The sequence below is a fragment of the Neobacillus sp. FSL H8-0543 genome (genome assembly GCF_038592905.1).
Taxonomy (GTDB): domain Bacteria; phylum Bacillota; class Bacilli; order Bacillales; family Cytobacillaceae; genus Neobacillus.
The window spans coordinates 3,140,055-3,156,855 of record NZ_CP151943.1; the positions used below are offsets into that span (position 1 = coordinate 3,140,055).

Annotated in this window: 21 protein-coding genes; 14 read left to right on the forward strand and 7 right to left on the reverse strand. The window is 35.8% G+C overall.

Annotation, left to right across the window (positions count from 1 at the left end; translation table 11 throughout):
* Positions 1-210 precede the first annotated feature (210 nt).
* The gene (locus tag NSS81_RS15540) at positions 211-1,383 is read right to left on the reverse strand and encodes a cation:proton antiporter (RefSeq protein ID WP_342429586.1); all 1,173 of its coding nucleotides are present in this window, start codon (positions 1,381-1,383) and stop codon (positions 211-213) included.
* Positions 1,384-1,612: 229 nt separating this feature from the next.
* On the opposite strand from NSS81_RS15540, the gene NSS81_RS15545 reads away from it, so the two are divergent.
* A complete protein-coding gene (locus NSS81_RS15545; RefSeq protein ID WP_342429587.1) occupies positions 1,613-2,251 on the forward strand; it encodes a hypothetical protein in 639 nt (212 codons plus the stop codon).
* 176 nt (positions 2,252-2,427) lie between these two features.
* On the opposite strand, the gene NSS81_RS15550 is transcribed toward NSS81_RS15545, so the two are convergent.
* Complete coding sequence (locus tag NSS81_RS15550) at positions 2,428-3,012, reverse strand: TetR/AcrR family transcriptional regulator (protein WP_342429588.1); 585 nt, start codon at positions 3,010-3,012, stop codon at positions 2,428-2,430.
* A gap of 145 nt (positions 3,013-3,157) precedes the next feature.
* Between NSS81_RS15550 and NSS81_RS15555 the strand changes: the two genes are divergently transcribed.
* Positions 3,158-4,207, forward strand: coding sequence for a 2,3-butanediol dehydrogenase (locus tag NSS81_RS15555; protein ID WP_342429589.1), 1,050 nt, complete (start codon positions 3,158-3,160; stop codon positions 4,205-4,207).
* 152 nt (positions 4,208-4,359) lie between these two features.
* Here NSS81_RS15555 and NSS81_RS15560 read toward each other — a convergent pair whose 3' ends face one another.
* Complete coding sequence (locus NSS81_RS15560; protein WP_342429590.1) at positions 4,360-4,830, reverse strand: hypothetical protein; 471 nt, start codon at positions 4,828-4,830, stop codon at positions 4,360-4,362.
* Positions 4,831-5,180: 350 nt separating this feature from the next.
* On the opposite strand from NSS81_RS15560, the gene NSS81_RS15565 reads away from it, so the two are divergent.
* From NSS81_RS15565 to NSS81_RS15585, 5 genes are all read left to right on the forward strand, one after another.
* Positions 5,181-5,672 carry a hypothetical protein gene (locus tag NSS81_RS15565; protein ID WP_342429591.1) on the forward strand — a complete coding sequence of 164 codons (492 nt, stop codon included), beginning with the start codon at positions 5,181-5,183 and terminating at the stop codon, positions 5,670-5,672.
* A gap of 76 nt (positions 5,673-5,748) precedes the next feature.
* Positions 5,749-5,928 (forward strand): hypothetical protein, encoded by a 180-nt coding sequence (locus NSS81_RS15570; RefSeq protein ID WP_342429592.1) that lies wholly within the window; start codon positions 5,749-5,751, stop codon positions 5,926-5,928.
* 891 nt (positions 5,929-6,819) lie between these two features.
* On the forward strand, positions 6,820-7,212 hold the full coding sequence (locus NSS81_RS15575; RefSeq protein WP_342429593.1) for a hypothetical protein: 393 nt from the start codon (positions 6,820-6,822) through the stop codon (positions 7,210-7,212).
* Positions 7,213-7,601: 389 nt separating this feature from the next.
* Positions 7,602-8,960 carry an arsenic transporter gene (locus tag NSS81_RS15580; RefSeq protein WP_342429594.1) on the forward strand — a complete coding sequence of 453 codons (1,359 nt, stop codon included), beginning with the start codon at positions 7,602-7,604 and terminating at the stop codon, positions 8,958-8,960.
* 28 nt (positions 8,961-8,988) lie between these two features.
* Complete coding sequence (locus tag NSS81_RS15585) at positions 8,989-9,663, forward strand: DUF2642 domain-containing protein (protein ID WP_342429595.1); 675 nt, start codon at positions 8,989-8,991, stop codon at positions 9,661-9,663.
* A 272-nt stretch (positions 9,664-9,935) separates the two neighbouring features.
* On the opposite strand, the gene NSS81_RS15590 is transcribed toward NSS81_RS15585, so the two are convergent.
* The 3 genes from NSS81_RS15590 to NSS81_RS15600 form a co-directional block, all read right to left on the reverse strand.
* Positions 9,936-10,499, reverse strand: a complete 564-nt coding sequence (locus tag NSS81_RS15590; RefSeq protein WP_342429596.1) for a M15 family metallopeptidase — start codon at positions 10,497-10,499, stop codon at positions 9,936-9,938.
* Positions 10,500-10,710: 211 nt separating this feature from the next.
* Entirely contained in the window at positions 10,711-10,995 is a 285-nt protein-coding gene (locus tag NSS81_RS15595; RefSeq protein WP_342429597.1) for a hypothetical protein, read from the reverse strand.
* Between the two features lie 48 nt (positions 10,996-11,043).
* Positions 11,044-11,556 (reverse strand): DUF3189 family protein, encoded by a 513-nt coding sequence (locus NSS81_RS15600; protein ID WP_342429598.1) that lies wholly within the window; start codon positions 11,554-11,556, stop codon positions 11,044-11,046.
* Positions 11,557-11,773: 217 nt separating this feature from the next.
* Between NSS81_RS15600 and NSS81_RS15605 the strand changes: the two genes are divergently transcribed.
* From NSS81_RS15605 to NSS81_RS15615, 3 genes are all read left to right on the forward strand, one after another.
* Positions 11,774-12,481, forward strand: a complete 708-nt coding sequence (locus NSS81_RS15605; RefSeq protein ID WP_342429599.1) for a DNA alkylation repair protein — start codon at positions 11,774-11,776, stop codon at positions 12,479-12,481.
* Between the two features lie 31 nt (positions 12,482-12,512).
* Positions 12,513-12,812 carry a hypothetical protein gene (locus NSS81_RS15610; protein ID WP_342429600.1) on the forward strand — a complete coding sequence of 100 codons (300 nt, stop codon included), beginning with the start codon at positions 12,513-12,515 and terminating at the stop codon, positions 12,810-12,812.
* Positions 12,813-12,952: 140 nt separating this feature from the next.
* Complete coding sequence (locus tag NSS81_RS15615; protein ID WP_342429601.1) at positions 12,953-13,411, forward strand: GNAT family N-acetyltransferase; 459 nt, start codon at positions 12,953-12,955, stop codon at positions 13,409-13,411.
* A gap of 170 nt (positions 13,412-13,581) precedes the next feature.
* Here NSS81_RS15615 and NSS81_RS15620 read toward each other — a convergent pair whose 3' ends face one another.
* Positions 13,582-14,112, reverse strand: a complete 531-nt coding sequence (locus NSS81_RS15620) for a hypothetical protein (protein WP_342429602.1) — start codon at positions 14,110-14,112, stop codon at positions 13,582-13,584.
* 437 nt (positions 14,113-14,549) lie between these two features.
* Here NSS81_RS15620 and NSS81_RS15625 point away from each other — a divergent pair, with 437 nt between their 5' ends.
* The 4 genes from NSS81_RS15625 to NSS81_RS15640 all read left to right on the forward strand — a co-directional run bounded on the left by NSS81_RS15625 (position 14,550) and on the right by NSS81_RS15640 (position 16,796).
* Entirely contained in the window at positions 14,550-14,741 is a 192-nt protein-coding gene (locus NSS81_RS15625) for a hypothetical protein (protein WP_342429603.1), read from the forward strand.
* Positions 14,742-14,830: 89 nt separating this feature from the next.
* The gene (locus NSS81_RS15630; protein ID WP_342429604.1) at positions 14,831-15,376 is read left to right on the forward strand and encodes a DUF1697 domain-containing protein; all 546 of its coding nucleotides are present in this window, start codon (positions 14,831-14,833) and stop codon (positions 15,374-15,376) included.
* Positions 15,377-15,607: 231 nt separating this feature from the next.
* The gene (locus NSS81_RS15635; protein ID WP_342434043.1) at positions 15,608-16,141 is read left to right on the forward strand and encodes a GNAT family protein; all 534 of its coding nucleotides are present in this window, start codon (positions 15,608-15,610) and stop codon (positions 16,139-16,141) included.
* A 130-nt stretch (positions 16,142-16,271) separates the two neighbouring features.
* Positions 16,272-16,796 (forward strand): NUDIX domain-containing protein, encoded by a 525-nt coding sequence (locus NSS81_RS15640; RefSeq protein ID WP_342429605.1) that lies wholly within the window; start codon positions 16,272-16,274, stop codon positions 16,794-16,796.
* The last annotated feature ends 5 nt before the right edge of the window (positions 16,797-16,801 follow it).

A 16,801-nucleotide genomic window follows, 5' to 3' on the forward strand; every position in this document is an offset into this window, starting at 1 on the left:
ATAACAGCATTCGTGCGTTTTGCTTTTCTTAGTAATTCAGATAAAATAAGTAAAAGAGATAGAATTAGTCTATGACCGTAAATGGTATGCTTGTTTATCTGTTTTCCGATGAATGGCTTACGCTCTTCTTCCACTTTCCTGCAACTCAAAAATAAAAAGGACTGCACCACTGCAGTCCCAATTTTTACTCTCGCTCTTGTTAGTTGTATATTAAAAACCTTGTGCTTTTGCTTTATGCCCTTGATCTAGTTCATTCCGAGTTCCAAAAATCATTTTTAATAACGGAGGTGTAACTAGTGTCGTCACAATGATGACAATAATCATCGCGGTGTAATATTGAGCAGGTAACAAGCCACTCTCTAATCCCATTGCAGCTAAGATCAAGGCAACCTCTCCCCTTGAAATCATCCCAGCACCAATCCCCATTGAAGACCTTGTATTAAATCCTGAAACCTTAGCACCAACACCTGAGCCGATAAACTTCGATAATAGTGCGACCACTGAGAAAATCACAATAAATCCTACTTGGTTACCGATTCCTTCAAATGAAACAGCTAATCCAATACTGACGAAGAAGAATGGCACAAAAAGTCCATTCGCAATAGGTTCTACTTTATGCTCAATTTCTTCTTTAAATTTGGTTTGAGCAATCGCAAGTCCTGCAAAGAATGTACCAATAATTCCAGCCACACCAACTGCTTCTGCAAAATAGGCAAAGCCAAAACAGATAATTAAACCTGCACTTAAAACAGCCTCCGTAATTTTAAAGTGAGAAAAGACTTGAATAAATCTAGGTACCAACCATTTAGAAGCTAGAATAATAATCACAAAGAAGATGATTTTCTTTCCAATGAGTAAAGCAAGGTTTGTATCGGACCCTGCAAAGAGGCTCATTGCAATCGCAATTAGAATAACAACAATAATATCGTCTAATACGGCTGCTCCTAGTAAGGTAGAACCTTCCTTACTATTTAACCAGCCAAGCTCTCTTAGCGTTTGAACCGAGATGCTAACCGATGTTGCCGCTAATAATAATCCTATAAAAATAGATTCTGCAACGGATAGATTATAGAATTGTGCTACCAAATAGCATAAAAGAATAGGTGCAATGACACCACCGACGGCAACGAGTATAGCTGCTTTTTTATTCTTATTTAAATCTGTTAAATTTGTTTCTAATCCTGCCAAAAACATTAAAAGTAAGACACCAATTTGGCTAAAAATACTGATGATTTCTGTATCCTGTACCCACCCAAGCAGTGCAGGTCCCAAAAAAATACCAACAATAATTTTACCTAGAACGGATGGCTGCCCCAAGCGAATGCTTAATTGACCAGCAATTTTTGTTGCCAGTAAAATAATGACAATTTGTAAAATAAACATACATAACCTCCTAAAATGAATTTTTGGACAAAAAAAACACATGGCGGTCCCTAGATGACAGGCTCCTCCATGTGTTACGTTCATAATTTAATTAGTTCTAATAATAACATCTCTTATTTTGTTTGTACATCAGATAATTATGGAAAAACTTCTACACCTAATCAATGGTACGTTATACTAGAGGAGGTCGCTTTTAATAGAATTTATATTTTTTCATAGGAGTTAGATAATGGATAGAAAAGAGAAGTCACTACTTGATTTTTACTATGGTAAGATTTTGAATCATACCTTTGATGAAAAGGATTTTTATGCCTTTTTATTTCTTTTACGAAACCAGAGTACAGAGATAAGATGTATAAATGAGCTGGCGGATTTTATTGCGTATCGAGGTAAGAACGAAGGGTTTATCAAGGAATACCTTTTAGAAACACGGCAAAAGTTTGAGAGGCTTGGGAAAGTAAATACCCCGATTAGGATAGAAGATGTCTTTTCCTTTAGGGAGGTGAAATCGGCGATTAATAAAGCGCTGATGGAGTGTCAGTTAAAAGGATTGGAAAATGAACAGATCAATAATATCCTCATCTGTATTCTCTCGCTTCTCCAGCATATACCGATAATGGACAAAGGAAGAGAGATCGGAATGCTGTTTTTGGCCATATCGACGAAACAGGTTCTCCTAATGGCAGAAGTCGAAATTGTCCAAAATGGAAATAAGAAATCACATGCGGTTTTCCCAGTCATGACAGCAAATAACCAATATCACGAAATAAAAAAACAAGATAAATATGATACCCCTTATTTCTTTGATAAAAATATCCTAGAAATAGCGAACAACCAAGAGAAGTTAGAGATTACCATACTAAAATAATCATTTTTCGACTTCGTGAGCAAAAGTAACCAACCTTCCCCCTGCATTTATGCATGGGCTAAGGTTGCTTTTGTATGTATTAACCTGAACGAATATTACCTTTTTATTGTGTAAATAGCTGTAACCGTTGGTAGATAAGAATTAATAAAATAAATCAAACGTTTAATTACATCATTTTAAAACTTTCTTAAATTAATCACTTCCGTATTAGTAAGCATTGTTAATTGTTCAATCATAAAGGTTGATGGAAATTGAAAGTCGGTTTGAATCCAGTAAAAAATGAGTCCTAATGTTGCACTTGTTTGATAGTGTATATACATTTCATAATTCACCTTACCCATAGGGGATTCTATATCCATATGGATATTATCAGAAAAGATATTTATGAAAAGTTCCTCCACATGATGTTTAAAATCCTCATGGCCAAAATATAACGCATGAAAAATTTTCTTGTTTTTTTCTATATAGTCAAAGATTCCTATTGTGGTCGGTGTGACCCCACTTACTTTTATTATTTTTTCATTTTTAAAGGCAGTCAAAATCGCGTTCTTTAACCCCTCTAATACATCGTAAAGCATTTCCTTCAGTAATTCCGGCTTATTTGAAAAGTGGCAATAAAAGGTTGCTCGATTTACATTCGCATATTGGGTTATCATTAACACCGTTATTTTCTCATCTGAAAACCGTTCTAATAATTGGATATATGCATTTTTTAATGCTGATCTGGTTCTCTTTATTCTTCGATCCGTTCTTTCATCCATCGTAATTTCTCCTAATTATTAATTAAACAACAATAAGTAGAAAAGTGTTGTTTAAACATCAATTAACCTAGTCTTGTTAAAGGCCTTTTCAACAATAATGATACTATAAAATTGTATCAAATTCATTTTTTAGGAGGACAAATTAATGAAAGCAGCCGTTTGGTATAATAATAAAGATGTAAGAATAGAAGACAAGGAAATAAAAAATGTAAAAGAAAATGAAGTAAAAGTAAAAGTGGCTTGGTCTGGGATTTGCGGAACGGATTTGCATGAATATGAAATTGGACCAATTTTGATTCCAGTGGATACCCCAAATCCAATCACAGGTGAAAAAGCTCCGATTGTGTTGGGACATGAGTTTTCTGCGATTGTTGAAGAAGTAGGAGAACAGGTAACGAATGTGAAAAAAGGTGACCGTGTTGTGGTGAATCCTGTGATTACATCAGGGAAGCATGACGCTCGTGTAGACCGTTATTACGAGTTTTATTCTCATGGACTTCACACAGATGGTTCTTTTGCAGAGTATGTTGTAACAAAAGCAGAGAATTTAGTGTTGGTGCCTGAAGGTCTTCCTTTAGATAAAGCGGCATTGGCAGAGCCTTTGTCTGTATCGGCACAAGCGATAAAAGAAGGGCAAGTAAATGACGGAGACAATGTAGCGATATTCGGTTGCGGACCTATTGGTTTGTTTGCTATTGTAGCAGCAAAAGTATCGGGAGCGAAAAACATCTACGCCTTTGATTTGTCGGATGAACGCTTAGAAAAAGCAAAACAAGTTGGAGCAACGCATGTCTTAAACACCAGAGATACAGATGCTGTTGCTTATTTAAAAGAAAGACATCCTGAAGGCGTAGATGCAAGTTTTGAAGTAGCAGGGGTAAAACCAACCTTTGATGCAGCGATTGCTTCTACTAAACCAAAAGGAAATGTGGTCGTGATTGCGATTCACGCAAGAAACTTTGAATTCAATCCTGTTCAATTGATGTTAAGCGGTGTGAAATTGTCATCGTCACTTGGATATGAACATGCAACATTCAAAGAATCACTTGATATCCTAATGAATGAAGAAATAGATTTTAGCCCGATTATGACGAAGAAAATAGACCTAGACAATTTAGTAGAAGAAGGATTTCATTCCCTATCCAGTGACTTGTCACAAGCGAAAATTTTAGTGAAGTTAAGCGGAGAACTATAATTAGAACTGAAAAAGCCATTTTGTTTTTTAAAGCAAAATGGCTTTTTTGTTCCTTCTTACCTTTTGAAAGTTGTTAGGTGAAATAAGATTATTGTGTAATATATGGCATAGTTCTGATCAACTTTTATAGGTTTCTCCAAACCCTTGTCATATTAAAAACAAGTAAACGATTGGATTTGTCGTAAGCTTATTCCGAAATAAATCCATCTAAATCCAGTCCAACGGTAGCCTGAGACAGAGTTCCGACCAACAAATATTGGATAAAACCAAAATTGATTATAACCTCTCAGCCATACATACGTGAAACGGAATAAACATCTTCTAATACCACCTGGATCAACCGCAAATGCTTCCGCTTGTTGTTGAGGAACAAACGATGGCGGTGGTGAAGTGGGTGGTCCTGCTGTAGGTCCTTGACCTGGTCCTTGACCTTGACCTTGACCTGGGCCTTGACCTGGGCCTTGACCTGGGCCTGATGGTGGAAACGGTGGTTGAAACCCGCCAAATTGTCTGTCACCAGGAATTGCATGGTAATAATTCTCCTCTTGGAATGGAGTTGGATATAAATAAGCTTCATGACTATTTTGATAGTTATAATACATAGGGCTTTGACTAGGATACATAAAATACACTCCTCTACTTTTTAACCTCACATCATCCTATTCTTTAGTCATATACCTATCAACTTGTACCTTCAAAATGTGTATTTACCTATAAATAGTTATTTCTTCGTAAACTCATCGCAGACCTAACTTCCTGGTATATCAACAATCCACATTTTTTCACTTTAGAATCTCCTTAACAGTCCTATACATAACATTTTCTTAACCTTATGGTGTCATATAGGTATTGACCTGCATATGGTACACCAAGTAATTCAGCGATCGTGGGAACAAAGTGAATGAGCACTACTAATGCTGAAATATAAAGGTCGCTTTATGTATTTCTCTTTTTAAAGCAATGGAGGTATTATATGACAAATTTTTATTCCTTTCACGGGACTGTCACTATGATTAGTGATTTCTTTACCGGTCAAAATGGTGAAGGAGAAGGCTGTTATAAATTAATATCTGTAGAAAATGGATTGGGGGCATTAGTAAATTTCGTGGTGTCACCAACAACCTATTTTGTAGACCATGTAATGGTGGCAGTAGGAGATCGCGTAACTGGATATTATGACGGAAATGCACCTACTCTTCTTATTTACCCTCCACAATATCAAGCACTTGTCATGGTAAAAGACAGCCCATATCAGAATGTAAAAGTAGATTATTTTAACAGTGGGTTGGAGAGTAGTGATGGACAATTACGTTTAAATCTTTCTCCGTATACCCAAATAGTTTTAACAAATGGGCAGCTCTTTTCAAGAACCCCTGCGAACCGAGATCTAATTGTTATTTACGGACCTGCCACAAAAAGTATCCCCGCCCAAACCACACCTTATAGAATTATAGTTTTGTGTTAGGGGTTAGTAGGGGGGATGAAAAACTCAATTAGCGTTAAACTGGCAAGTAATCACCATTATTACACTAGCGCTTTTGATGCATGTCCTGATCATTTTAAAATTTTTCCATTCGATTTCGTATGGGAGAACGATTAAAGAGGGAGAAAGAATTAATCATCTTCGAAAGTATATCGAACGTTGTGCAAATACTGGAAACAATCGTAATAACGTCAATAGCCGTGATGCTAGCATTTTTGGTATTCCGATTAGCGATTGAAAAAATAAGTTTACAAAGAGACCGAAAACGGTCTTTTTCCTTTGATTAAAAATCACGCACTGTTTAATTGATAAAGGGTTCTACGAAATTCTATTAACTTAGACATAGCACTTGACATCATTATTATTACGAGACAATATTTTATAATTAAAAAAGAGGGCCAAAACTTCTGTCATTTGCAGGGGTGTTTTGAGTACCAATTGTATTGATCTTTATAAGCTGGTCGAAAAAAGCTGCTGATCTCCGCATATAGAATCAAGTGGGTCCGCACTTATCGGTTGGGGGATCAGGTTAAGCACCCGAGCTGATAAATAGACGGAAAAATTTCGCCTATTTAGTAAATAACTTTGAAATTAGCTTAAATAGACGGAGAGATTCCGCCTATTGACTCGAAAAACGTTAATATAGGGGATATTGCTTTGAAAAGGCGGAAAACCTCCCCTTATTTACCCCGAAACGAGCTCCATTCTGCATTTAACCGGAAAATCTCCGCTTAATTTACTTTTGCTGGTTACAGATTAAGGACAAGACATCTTAAAAGGGCGTGAGTTGTATCTCAAAAATCCAAGAGAACCTCATTTTGATGCATTACGGTGAACCGTAGGTGAAGATATATTTATATAAATACGGTTTTTATATACCAATAACGATTCTAATACATTTCGGCACCTATTTTAAGAAAGTACCCGAAAAAGGACCCCATTATTTAATTGATTACCTGTCTTTATATGATAGTAGGTGATAAACAATGCCAGGGATTGGTTCCTTTCTTCTAAGAAACGTCAAAAGACACAAAGAAATTCTTTTATCCTATTCAGTTGAATATAGTGAAGTTGGAAGGTTGATAGAAAAGTAGGATTATTGTTGTTGATTATAATAATGGAGGGGAAAATGAAAAAGTTAATTAGCGTTAAACTGACGAGTAATATAATCATCACCATTAATACGCTAGCGATTTTAATGCATGTCCTGGTCCTTCTGAAAATTTTACCACATGATTTCGTCTGGGGTGGACGATTAAAGAGTGAGGATTTAATTATGTTCGAAAGCATATCGATCATCGTGCAACTACTATTTATCTCAATTATCGCCGTAAAAGCAGGATATGTTTTCAAAGGAAGATTCAAAAGAACGGTAAATTTCTGTTTATGGGTATTGTTTGGATTGATGCTACTTAATACATTAGGCAATTTAGCCTCAAGCTCTGGCTTGGAAACAATCGTAATGACTCCATTAACCCTCGTTCTTGCATTTTTGGTGTTCCGTTTAGCTATTGAAAAATAATATTGATATAAATTTTTTGTAATTATTGAAGCGGAGCTTATTAAGCTCCGCTTTTTTTGTCATTTGGATATAATCCCTAATTATCCATTCAAGTATCATTACTCGAAAATAGTTTCTTCATTAAATAGTTTTCTTAACGTTTTAAAAGTCAAATTTTCTTAGTGAATATCCTATTGCCTAACATCACTAGGGTTTATAGATTCATGTGGAATTATGGAAAAAAGGGTACAAACCTAAAGCGTGTCTTAATCGGGATACATATAAATAAAGTACACTCTGACAATAGAGACAGGTGGAAGGGGGGGACATGAGTGGACGAACTTAATGAGGGGGTACGGTCGTCTCATGGAAACATCATGAATCACTAGGTAGAATGGAAGGAGAAAAATATGCAACCGATGGTTTGGATAACCATTTTAACTTTTTTGATTACTCTCGGATTTATTCTATGGAGGCCGAGAAACATTAATGAAGCAATACCTGCCACGATTGGTGCGATTATCGTCATTCTTAGTGGAAGTGTTACCCTTTCAGACTTAGGTGTAATAACGGAAACCATAAGTGGGGCTGCAATTACTATCATGGCAACGATTGTAATGGCCATTGTTTTAGAAAGCTTTGGGTTCTTTAACTGGATGGCAGAGAAGCTCGCAGAAAAAGCAAAGGGGTCTGGAATTCGATTATTCTGGTATGTCAATCTTTTATGTTTTTTGATGACACTCTTTTTTAATAACGATGGGAGTATCTTAATTACAACTCCAATCCTAGTCATGCTATTAAACAACATGGGCTTAAAAAATCATCAAAAAATTCCGTATTTGCTGTCTGGAGCCTTAATTGCGACTGCTTCGAGTGCTCCAATTGGTGTAAGTAACATTGTAAATCTGATTGCTTTAAAAATCGTGCATATGAGTTTGTGGCTGCATACGGCGATGATGTTTGTTCCTGCAACTCTGGGATTACTCCTACTGACATGGTTCTTGTTCCTACGCTTCAAAAAAGACTTACCGAAAACTGTTCCTACTAAGGTAACGGGACTTACATTAAAGTCTTACCATCCACTCAAGCCAGGTCCTAGGTATGCTACGGAGAAGGATCGCTCAAGGTTTATGCGAAACGTCCTATTATTCGTATTTGCTGTACGTGTCAGCCTCTTTGTCGCTTCGTTTCTGTCCATTCCCGTTTCTCTGATGGCTGTCATAGGCTCGATTGTACTCTTAGGATGGAGATGGGCTTATTTAAAAATACCTCCCGGCGATATGCTGAAAAAAACGCCGTGGTATATTATCGTTTTCGCTTTCAGTATGTATGTGATTATTTACGGTCTGAATAATATCGGTCTAACAGACTGGTTGATCCAATTCATGCGTCCGATGGTTACTGGAAGCCTGCTCAATACAAGTGTGCTGATGGGGACGTTACTATCTGTTCTCTCCAATATTTTTAATAATCACCCTGCACTCATGGTTGGAACACTCACGTTAATGAATATGAAACTAAGTTTACTCGAATTGAAAATCGCCTATCTAGCAAACGTGATTGGCAGCGACATGGGATCGTTACTCCTTCCAATGGGAACACTGGCAACGCTCATGTGGATGCATATCGTAAGGAAAGGGAAAGTAATGATCAGTTGGTGGCAGTATATAAGAATCACAATCGTCGTTATACCACCTGCAACATTGTTTACCCTAGTTGTCTTATATTATTGGGTTTCTTGGCTCTTTGGTGGAACACTTCAAGGATAAGGCTATTTTAGAGAAAAGGAGAATTAAGATGCATACTGATTTTATTGAATTGAAAGGGAAAAAAATTGAGGTTGAAATTTCTGGAGGTAATTTCCACAAGGGAATCCTAATTGATTCTGGGTTGGATGTCATTGTTTTATATGACGGCAGGACCAATTCCTTCCTCTACATTCCATTTGTTCATATTCAAAGATTGAAAGAAATCACAATACAGGAAGAAGACACCTTTACTACCCCTCCTTCAGAAAAGCCGATTGAAACGGATTCGATATCCTTTCGTAAAATATTAACAAATGCTAAAGGTATGTTTGTCCAGGTTTATGTAACAGGGAATAAATCCATCCATGGCTATTTAACAAGCATCATGAATGACTATTTTGTTTTCCACTCCCCTGCGTACAAATCCATGTTTATTTCGATGCACCATGTAAAATGGTTAATACCTTATCCACCAAATACAACGCCGTATTCCCTAGACAATCAAAATCTGCCCCTTAAACCAGTGTCCACTCCACTAGCTAGATCTTTTGAAGAGCAGTTAAAAAAATTGCAAAATCAATTAATTATCATAGATGGTGGAGATAATCCTGAAAAAATCGGCTTGCTCCAAACGGTTCGAAATAACAAAATGACTCTTGTAAATGCTAATGGGGAAATACTTTTTCGGAATTTAGAGCACATCAAAACAATACAATTACCCTAAATACCTTTTGTAATGAAAAGGAACGTATTAAACTCAACGTAAACCAAAATAAAAATGTAGGTGATGTTCAAATGAGCAAACAAAATGAACAAAAGGAATAATCCACCCTGGTTTTGCCCACGAGGATGGATTACTCCTTCATATCTAAAGTTATTTTTAGACCGTGTCAATCCAGTCGCGGTCTTCTTTTTATGGTGCACCACCTATGTTAGCATATGTTTTTTTGTTTAATTTTGTTCTAGGTAGAAAAAAATTTGACCATAGATGTGTATCTAATTTGTTTCAGCAGGTAAGGAATCTTCGGGTGGTCTCTCATCGTTTTGTAAATCCTGGATGGTTAATCCAAAGTCCATTTGAAAATGGGGATAGTCCTTAAATCGGGCCCAGTCGCCGCCCCAATCAAAACCTAGGGCTTTTGCCATTCCAACAACCTCGTCCCAATCTGCCTTACTATTCTCATTTCCATCATACTCCATATCCCAAATCACATTCCCTGAAGGAGTTTTTAGCGCAAAATCGATGGCAAGCCCGAAATTATGATAGGACTCTCCCCCTTTTGCAAAGGTTACAATATTGCCATCAGAGGTACGTCCTTTTTCATAAAGTTGATCCTGATCTTCGGCACTTCGAAAATCGTCGGTAATGACAATCACAATTCCAGTATCTGCTGCCTGTTTGATTAATTGATTTGTTTGTTCTACCACAAATGGGTGTTGCCCAGCTGGTGGAGGAACAGGGTCATCCGTTTTCTTTTCTGAAAAGATATAGAATAGGAAAATGATAACCAATAGTAAAAGAATATATAATGTACTTCCTATCCCTTTTTTAAGTTTCAAACCTTTTTATTCCTTTCACATCTAAAATTACTTCCAAGGTAAGACGTGAAATACCGTCTACTAGTTTCATATTATTCTAAACGGTCAAACAATGCCAAGGATTGGTTACAAATCATAGAATAAAAACTTTTTCCATTTATATTTAAAATGTATTTAACAACATAAACATCAGAAAAGACTACCTAGGATAGGTAGTCTTAATGTACAAAAATTAAGTATCGTTATTTTTGCTTCTAAATGCCATAATGGTTGTTTTTAGTGAAGCATAGGAACCAATAGCAGCTGATCCGTAAAACCATCCCATAAAAATCCCAGCTATCAGGTTATGACGATGACTTATAAAAATGGAGATACATAAACCTATTATTACAGCAACAGTTGGTATAAATTTTTTTGGTACCTTCAGAATTACCTTTATTAGTTGGGTTAGTACTAGGACTGCGGGGACAGCAATGACAGCATCCCAAAAATTTGTATGTATCGTTGGAAAGTCCATTATATCAACACCTTATAATAATTATCGTAAGCCTTTAATATTGTTGCATTATTTATATATTTTATTGTCTAAAATAATTACGTTTTCATTGAAAGAGGTGCGGCCAACCTGTTTCGTGTTTTCAACTAACCGATAAATATTATCACAGCATTGTTTCGCACCTTTCACCAATAACGGTACACCTATAAAGTCAATCTTCAATCCCCTTGAGAAAAATCCCCCCATTGACATAGCAATTGGAACAGTTGGTGAGGTATTGGAGAGAACGATCTTTTCATCAAAATGGTATTTTTCTTGTAATAGTAAAGTCAATTCTTTTAATGCGGGAACAACATATTTGTTCCTTTTCCGACCGATTGTATATACAGAGTTGCCTTCTTCATCGATTCCGTGAAAAATAATTTTTCCAAAATCCTCTTTCGTTAATTTATTAAAATATTTTACAGTTAATATTTCTTCGGTGGTTAGTTTTTGTTCGGATTGTGGTAGTTGTTTTAGATGATAGGCAGCAGCTATGGACGTGGTATGTGTCCCGCCAAAATCATTATAAATATAAATCACAGAAATCAACTCATTTCATCTTCTATACTTATTTTTATTATGGGCATTTTTTTTATTTTGAGTCAAAATAAGGAAAGCCTAAGAATTATATATGGAAGATGGTGCTCAGTTAACAAGAACTTGTTTTAATAATTAATGTTAAAATAGATTTAATACTTTGACTTGGAGGGCATGAATTTTTTACATTCATTGCTATAAAGGAAGGAAGTGCAAAAAGATGGATTTTGAAATGGTTATGCAGGAACTGGAAGCACTCAGCAAGGAAAGAATGAAAAAGACTTACATAAGTAATGGTGCCCATGAGCCGCTGTTTGGTGTTGCGACAGGTGCAATGAAGCCGCTCGCGAAAAAATTCAAGAATAATCAACCTTTAGCCGAGCAGCTTTACGCCACGGGGAACTATGATGCTATGTATTTTGCCGGCGTCATTGCGGACCCAAAGGCAATGACAGAGGATGATTTTGAGCGGTGGATTAAATCGGCGTATTTTTATATGCTTTCTGATTATGTAGTTGCAGTCACTTTGGCTGAAGCCGATATTGCGCAGGATGTCGCCGATAAATGGATTGCAAGCGGGGAAGAACTTAAAATGTCGGCAGGCTGGAGCTGTTACTGCTGGCTTTTGGGAAATCGAAAGGATCATGAATTTAGCACAAGTAAGCTTGTCAGTATGCTTGATCTGGTAGAAAAAACGATTCACGATGCTCCGGAACGGACGAAATCTGCTATGAATAATTTTATTTACACCGTAGCTATTTCATATGTGCCGCTCCATGAAAAGGCAGTTGAAACCGCTGAGGCAGTCGGCCCAGTCGAAATGAAGCGGGGCAAGAAAAAACCTAGTATTCTGCTTGCTTCCGAAAATATTCAAAAGGAACTAGATAGAGGAAAACTTGGCTTCAAACGCAAATATGTAAGGTGTTAACATAATTTGAAGTTGTAAAAAGGAGGTCAACATGAAGTTGATTGATGAGCACTTCGTAACAGCGATGGAAGCCTGGAGTATGATGCAAAAGACTTCTGGTGATGAAGGAGCAGAATGGGCAGAAAGATTCGAGCGCTACTTTTATGAATTTATTGATGAATTGAAAAAATGGTGGGAGACTCTTCAGCCAAAGCCAACGACTATCGAAGAGGCTGAGGAGTTACCTCAAATAAAAAAGTGGATGGAACAAATCCCTGCACCTGTACAAATAAACTTTCTTACAGAATTAGAGGATTTATTGGATGGATTTGAGACCGAACGTTTTGATTAGGACGTAGAGTAAAAAAATCCTCGTTCTTATAATCAGAACGAGGATTTTTGTAATTATGGAGAGGCTAGGATGAATATCTATACTGGAAGTAGGTAGAATTAACAAAATAATCTGTAAAACAAACTCGAGGAGGTTTTGTAGTGAACCAAAACAAATTCCAAATCACTCCATTTAATCACAAGTATGCGGAACAAACAGTGGATATGTGGCGAGATAGTAAAGAACTGGCTATTGGTCAGAAAGAAATTCATAGCTTTGAAAACCATATTTATTTTTTGAATCATATTTTAAATAAACAATTTCAAATAGATTTAGCGCTAATGGATGAACAGGTAGTTGGAATGATTGCCTATAATGAAAGGGAAATAAGCCAACTATATATTCATATAGATTTTCAAGGAATCGGTATTGGTCAAACCTTATTAGAGAAGGTTAAAGCACAATCTAGTGGGAGATTAACCTTATACACATTTGAAGTAAATGAAAACGCACAACGATTTTATGAAAAGCATGGATTTGAAATCATTGGTAGAGGGCATGAAAATGAAGAAAATTTACCCGATATTCAATATGAATGGAAATCTAAAGCAATCTTATAATAGTTAATAAGTATAATAAAAAAAATGCTGTTTCCTATGAAAGGTTGATATATCAGAAAAAATATAGAGTCCAAATCATATGCGAATTGGGCTCTATATTTAGTGTGAATTTTTTTACCTTAGAACTGAACTACTTAGATTGCGGCTTTGTATTTATCGCCTTTAAGGAATTAATAATCCAGTTGGCGTAAATACAATAGATATTCATTATCATTCAATTTTTTAAATTTATACTTACGGATTTGGTTTTCAATTTTCTTCTGGTCATCATCTTTGATCAGGATTGAATTGATTAATCTAAAAATAGCGTCAGCTAAAATTGTTACCAATCCTGCAGAACCTAATTCCAAACCTAATGTTTCAGTATCTGAAAGTTGTGATTTGGCTAAACTCTCCAATTCCTTTTTGTATTCGCCTTTGATCAAAATATGCGATTCCTTATTTTTAAATGCTAATAGTAAGTCTTCAGCATTAAAAACTTCTAAGTAAGGCTTTTCTTTTTCTAATCGTAACAATTCATCAAGCACAGCCCCTTCACTTTTCTCCACTGTTTTAGCGATTGCTTGAATGGTTCTGACTGAATAACTGCTAACACTTTTATTGTTTACACTCGAGAGCATTTGCTGACTTATTCCAGTTTCTTTAAATACATCGTATCGTTTCTTACCGTTTTTTTGTAAATATACATCCAATAGGCTCATTTTCTAACTCACTCCCCTTTTGATAAAATATTTATTACTAAAATATATTTTACTTAATTATATTTTATTCCATATGTATAAAAATGTAAACACTTTTGTTTATATATGGTAATTTTTTTTGCTGCAATAAGGAAGCTCTTTACTATATATAGGATTTCCCAAAAATTATATTAATGAATCAGAACAATTGACTTAGAAAATTGGATATTTTCGGGCCACATAATTCATAAGCATCCATCAAAAAACAGGAATTATATGGTAAAGTAATAATTGGAAATATATAAACTGGGGGAGCTAATATGATATTTAACATCCTAGTACCTATAATATTAGTGGCTTTACTTGTTGGATTTGGATTCCCATTGTTTAAGCAGGTTAAGTTATTGAAAAAGTAAAGTAATTTAACGACTGTTCAAAATAGATATGGGGGAGAACAAATGGGACGCTATGTTAGTATCTTTTTACTTGGGATTTTGATAATTGTTTTTTTATTTTTTTCATTATCATTGTTACTGGGTGAGATATTAGGTGAGTACATTATTTTTGGATTAATATTAGTTATCTTAGGTTCGTTTATCATTACATTACTTTTCTACATAATTGATTTAGTAAAGAAAAAGAGTAGATAGCTTATTCAAGTAGCGATTGTGCTATTGAAGTAGTGGGCATAACATGGGAAGATCTTGTGATTATTGGAAAATTTGAAAGGAGGATGGTTATGATTTTCATCGCTCTTCTTCGGGGGATTAATGTAGGTGGAAAAAATAAAATTGACATGAAGTTACTTAAACAAACGTTTGAACAAGTCGGGATGAATGATGTGGTGACATATATTAATACAGGTAATATTATTTTTACAAATAAAAGCGCATCAAAAACTGAACTTTCCTGTATTTTGGAAGAAGCGATAAATAAAGATTTCGGATTAGAAATTAAAGTAGTAGTTCGTAGTGTCGATGATGTTAGAGAAATCATTAACGCTATTCCAGAAACATGGAAAAATGACCAAGACATGAAAAGTGATGTCATGTTTTTATGGGATGAAATGGATGATGAATCTGTACTTGAGAATCTGGTCATTAAACCGAATATTGATAGGGTGAAATATGTCCCCGGTGCGATCCTATGGTCAGTTGATACGAAAAATATAACCAAAAGCGGAAAATCAAAAATTATTGGAAAAAAGTTGTATAAACAGGTAACGGTAAGAAATGTCAACACCGCACGTAAGATCTATGAATTGATGCAAACTAAAAACAGTTAGTACTCCTGACGTATGTTAAACTATCTACTTATAATGGGGGTTAAAATCAAAAATCTCCATTCGAATGGGATCTGGAAGAAAGGTCAATACGATTAAGGTTTGTTCCGTTAATGAATTAGAGGTAAACGGGGTAACGACGAAGATGAAAATAAGTTACTCTTTCGATAAATAAGAGAGCATCGTAAAGAAGTGGCAGGAGAGGAGGGGATATCTGTGGTTAAGGAATTCCCGATGATTGAAACAGAAAGGTTAATCTTAAGAGAAGTAACAACAGCTGATGCTGCTGATATGCTTAGCTATTTATCTGATAAAAATGTTGTGAAACATATGGGGTTAGTACCTTTTCAAACCGTAGAAGATGTTTTGGATGAAATTAGCTGGTATCAATCTATCTATAATGAAGGAACTGGAATTAGATGGGGAATAACACTAAAGGATTCTGGTAAGGTGATTGGAAGTTGTGGTTTTCTTAATATGCTTTCTAAACATAACCGAGCTGAAGTGGGATATGAATTAAGCAAGGATCATTGGGGAAAAGGGATTGCTAGTGAAGCATTAGAAGCGGTTGTTAACTACGGGTTTCATCACTTTCAGTTAGAAAGAATTCAAGCTTTAATTGAACCTGCTAATGTCTCATCACAAAAACTAGTAGAAAGACAAGGTTTTGTAAGAGAGGGTCTGCTTAGACATTATGAATATACTAATGGTAAATTTGATGATTTATATATGTATTCCATTTTGAAAGAGGAGATCAACCTCATTTAAAGTTTTCAAGGGGAAGTTACATGGTTCAATCATTGATGGAAATCGTCTCAAAAATATTTATACTATATTCGCTCTGGACGGAGTTGTTTGTATGCAGGAAGTGAACTTTTGTATGTCATGTGGAGAAAGATTGGAAAATCGTGAAATAGGAGGTGAGATACGTAGATATTGTCCATCCTGTCATTTTGTCTTTTGGGGAAACAGTACAATCAGTGTGGGTGCATTGGTCATAAAAAATGATCGAGTATTAGTGGTGCGACGCATGAAGAATCCAGGGAAAGGTAAATGGACGAACCCTGGGGGATTTGTGGAACAGCGAGAGAACATTGAAACAGCTGTTATTAGAGAAATTGTAGAAGAAACGGGTATTGTCGCAAAGGTGAATAAAATTGTAGCAATCGCTGATTTGCCGGGCAAAGTTCGCCATGATATGTATATAGTATTTCTGCTGGATTATGTAGAGGGAGAGCCAAATCCAGATGGCGTAGAAGTGGATGCAGCTAAATTTTGCACTTTAGAAGAATTACAACATTTAGAGGTTGCTAATTTTACTAAGAGGCTAATCGAACTCGCTTTGCAACCTAATAGAGATGGCTTTCACTTAACAGAAACCAGCTCAAATGCCCGAACTGGGTATAGATTATGGGCATTATGATTAAA

Coding starts and splice junctions, on each gene's coding strand:
- NSS81_RS15620 (WP_342429602.1), bottom strand. CDS start 14,112: ATGAGCCTATTGGATGTATATTTACAAAAAAACGGTAAGAAACGATAC.
- NSS81_RS15545 (WP_342429587.1), top strand. CDS start 1,613: ATGGATAGAAAAGAGAAGTCACTACTTGATTTTTACTATGGTAAGATT.
- NSS81_RS15595 (WP_342429597.1), bottom strand. CDS start 10,995: ATGGACTTTCCAACGATACATACAAATTTTTGGGATGCTGTCATTGCT.
- NSS81_RS15560 (WP_342429590.1), bottom strand. CDS start 4,830: ATGTATCCTAGTCAAAGCCCTATGTATTATAACTATCAAAATAGTCAT.
- NSS81_RS15605 (WP_342429599.1), top strand. CDS start 11,774: ATGGATTTTGAAATGGTTATGCAGGAACTGGAAGCACTCAGCAAGGAA.
- NSS81_RS15585 (WP_342429595.1), top strand. CDS start 8,989: ATGCATACTGATTTTATTGAATTGAAAGGGAAAAAAATTGAGGTTGAA.
- NSS81_RS15565 (WP_342429591.1), top strand. CDS start 5,181: ATGACAAATTTTTATTCCTTTCACGGGACTGTCACTATGATTAGTGAT.
- NSS81_RS15630 (WP_342429604.1), top strand. CDS start 14,831: ATGATTTTCATCGCTCTTCTTCGGGGGATTAATGTAGGTGGAAAAAAT.
- NSS81_RS15625 (WP_342429603.1), top strand. CDS start 14,550: ATGGGACGCTATGTTAGTATCTTTTTACTTGGGATTTTGATAATTGTT.
- NSS81_RS15635 (WP_342434043.1), top strand. CDS start 15,608: ATGATTGAAACAGAAAGGTTAATCTTAAGAGAAGTAACAACAGCTGAT.
- NSS81_RS15540 (WP_342429586.1), bottom strand. CDS start 1,383: ATGTTTATTTTACAAATTGTCATTATTTTACTGGCAACAAAAATTGCT.
- NSS81_RS15580 (WP_342429594.1), top strand. CDS start 7,602: ATGCAACCGATGGTTTGGATAACCATTTTAACTTTTTTGATTACTCTC.
- NSS81_RS15555 (WP_342429589.1), top strand. CDS start 3,158: ATGAAAGCAGCCGTTTGGTATAATAATAAAGATGTAAGAATAGAAGAC.
- NSS81_RS15575 (WP_342429593.1), top strand. CDS start 6,820: ATGAAAAAGTTAATTAGCGTTAAACTGACGAGTAATATAATCATCACC.
- NSS81_RS15610 (WP_342429600.1), top strand. CDS start 12,513: ATGAAGTTGATTGATGAGCACTTCGTAACAGCGATGGAAGCCTGGAGT.
- NSS81_RS15550 (WP_342429588.1), bottom strand. CDS start 3,012: ATGGATGAAAGAACGGATCGAAGAATAAAGAGAACCAGATCAGCATTA.
- NSS81_RS15570 (WP_342429592.1), top strand. CDS start 5,749: ATGCATGTCCTGATCATTTTAAAATTTTTCCATTCGATTTCGTATGGG.